Annotated in this window: 2 protein-coding genes and 1 pseudogene; 1 reads left to right on the top strand and 2 read right to left on the bottom strand. The window is 54.3% G+C overall.

What is annotated here, in order from left to right; all coding sequences use genetic code 11:
- A partial coding sequence (locus H6F43_RS23240) for a glycosyltransferase family 87 protein (RefSeq protein WP_190344138.1) occupies nucleotides 1-884 on the bottom strand: 884 nt, incomplete at its 3' end.
- Between the two features lie 280 nt (nucleotides 885-1,164).
- Nucleotides 1,165-2,124 (bottom strand): lysylphosphatidylglycerol synthase transmembrane domain-containing protein, encoded by a 960-nt coding sequence (locus H6F43_RS23235; RefSeq protein ID WP_190344137.1) that lies wholly within the window; start codon nucleotides 2,122-2,124, stop codon nucleotides 1,165-1,167.
- Nucleotides 2,125-2,163: 39 nt separating this feature from the next.
- On the opposite strand from H6F43_RS23235, the pseudogene H6F43_RS23230 reads away from it, so the two are divergent.
- Nucleotides 2,164-2,483 (top strand): annotated as a pseudogene (locus H6F43_RS23230) (CPBP family intramembrane glutamate endopeptidase); the annotation flags it as partial.

Here is a 2,483-nt window from a genome sequence, read left to right as displayed (position 1 = left end):
GGCGGTTGAGCACGCCAGCCAACCCAGATTGCACTACCAACCAACAGCGACAGTATGGCGTAGCGAACCAATTTGTAGCTCCAGTCCACCTGCATCGGTAGCCAGTTGCGCAACCCGCCACCCAGCAGCGATCGCGACAGCAAGCCATCCACCGACTGCACATTGAACGCTGAAATGGGTTTGCCTGCAAACGGCTGGATACACGCTTGATACCATGTGACGTGCAGATCGGGACCAAACACCAGCAGCGACGCTAGCCCGATCGCCAGCAGCGTCCCGACAAACCCCGCTACTACCCGCCAGCGTCCCCGCAGCACATAGTAGGCTCCAAACAGCAACAGCGGCACTTTGATGATGCCCGCGATCGCCAGCAGGCAGCCTGCCAAAACAGACCGCTTAGGTTGTAGCCACAGCGCCCCCAACAGCAGCAGCAGCGTGTACTGACTGGTATTGCCAATGCGCAGGTTATAGAACAGGGGTCCGTTTGCCACAAACAGCCCCACCAGCAACACTCTCTGCCAGCCCGTGACGTTGGTGTAGCGGATGCAGAGATAGCAGGCGGCGATCGTCGCAATAGCTCCTATTGCCGTCATCAGCGCCGCCGCCGTCGAGACATCCAGAGCCGCGAAGGGTGCAAACAGCAGGGCGACGATCGGCAGGTTGACAAAGGTCAGGTCGTCATCTGAACGAGCGTACAGCTCCGCAGGATTGAACAGAGCTGCCTTTGCCGCTGGATAGTATGCCTTGGTAAAGTCTACAAACGCATCACGGGCTTGAGGCTCCGTCGCCAACCCAAGCAGCAAAATCATCGCAAGCGCCAAACTACCAAAGCCCGCCCAGCGGATCGATCGCGACTTCAGACGAGTTTTGGTAAGCGTGTACAAGCACCCAGCGCCTAGAACAAGCAGGCTGTAAATTAAGTAGATGCGCATTTCCGTAAGCGTTAAGCGAGTCGATCTGCAAGGTCGTTACTTTCGCTAGCGAACCAATTAAATGTGTTTAGAGAAAATCACAGGGCAACAGAATTGAAGTGAATGCGTAGAAATACGGAGCGTCTTTCACGGTAGCTGGTTTTTGGATGGCGTCAAATGGCTGAGCTTAGCTTCTCATGGATTTTTTAGACGGAGGATAGCTTCATGAAGAAATCATAAAATTGTTAAACCGTCACTTTCGCAAGCTTCGCACCGTTGCCATGTACTGACTTAAAAACGGCAGACCCCCGATCGCAGGTAGCAGATAACGCGAGGTACACAGCACCCCTAGCGCGGCTGCTATTTGAGCACTGAAGTACGGTTGGTAGAACAGGATCAGCGCTGCATCGCGAGTCCCGACTCCGGCAAACGTCAGCGGCAGCAATCCCGCCAAAATTGCCAGCGGCGACAGTGCTAGATTTGCCAGAAAGGGCGTCCAGGCATTTAGCGCCAGAATAAAAAACCAGATTTGCAGCAGGTGCAGGAACCAAATAAAGATCGATGTGGCAGTGACTTTGAGAAACTGCTGCCGATCGCCCCAAAAATACTCGTGCATCTCCCGCCATGAGGTCTGCAAACTGTAAAGCTTCGTGCGCAGTTTCTTAGGAGCAACGGTCTGCGCCAGATCAAAAAAGAATTGAGCAAACGCCCGTGATCCCAGCAGTGCCCCACCTAGCACCAGCCCTGCAACGACACTCACGGTCATAATCCAGAATAGCCAGTCTTTCTGCGGATACAGCAGCAGCCCAAACGCGCACCATAGCAGCAGCGACAGCATATCGCAGGCTTTCTCAAAGATCACCAGCGACAGCGATAGCGATCCGCTTAGGTGTCCCCGCTCGCGCATAAAGTACGCTTTGGCAATGTCGCCCATTTTCGACGGCAGCACCATATTGAGCACGCTGGCAACCAGGATCAGGCGCGTTGCCTCTGCAAACCCCAACGAGGTTTTTTCGCCGCGCTTCCCTTTCGGCATGAGCTGTTGCAGTCGCCAAGCGGTAATCAGCGTAATGGGAACAACCATGCCCAAACTGATGAGCATCCACGTGCGATCGCAGTTCTGGAAAACCTGAACCAGCCCCCGAAAATCGATTTTCCAGTAGATGACCGCTAAAATTAGCAGGCTGACAACAATAGAAATCAGGCGTTTCATAAAATTCTAGGTTAGAGATTGTGATTGGACCCGTAAGCCTTGATTCAGACACTCGCTCGTCGCCTGACAAACGCAATTCGGACCATTCCTGCTAAACGCGATTGGGTGTGGGCGATCGCGCTGCTGCTAATCTACGGAGCGGTTTTCTTGCCGATCGGTCTGGCGTCAGGATTTCTGCGGTGGCACCTACCATCGTCGCTGTGGCTAGCGATCGGCGTATTGGTCAGAGCCTTGTTGATGCCGGGGCTCAGTGAGGAGCTATTCTTTCGAGTGCTGCTGATCCCGCATCCTTTAGAGAGCGTGTCGCTCACCACTCGCGGCGGGTGGATTGGTGTGAGCTGGATTAGCTTTGTGCTCTA

This window comes from Leptolyngbya sp. FACHB-36, assembly GCF_014695955.1.
Taxonomy (GTDB): domain Bacteria; phylum Cyanobacteriota; class Cyanobacteriia; order Leptolyngbyales; family Leptolyngbyaceae; genus FACHB-36.
Note: the sequence above shows the minus strand (reverse complement) of the source record. Positions and strands in the feature narration are given on the sequence as shown.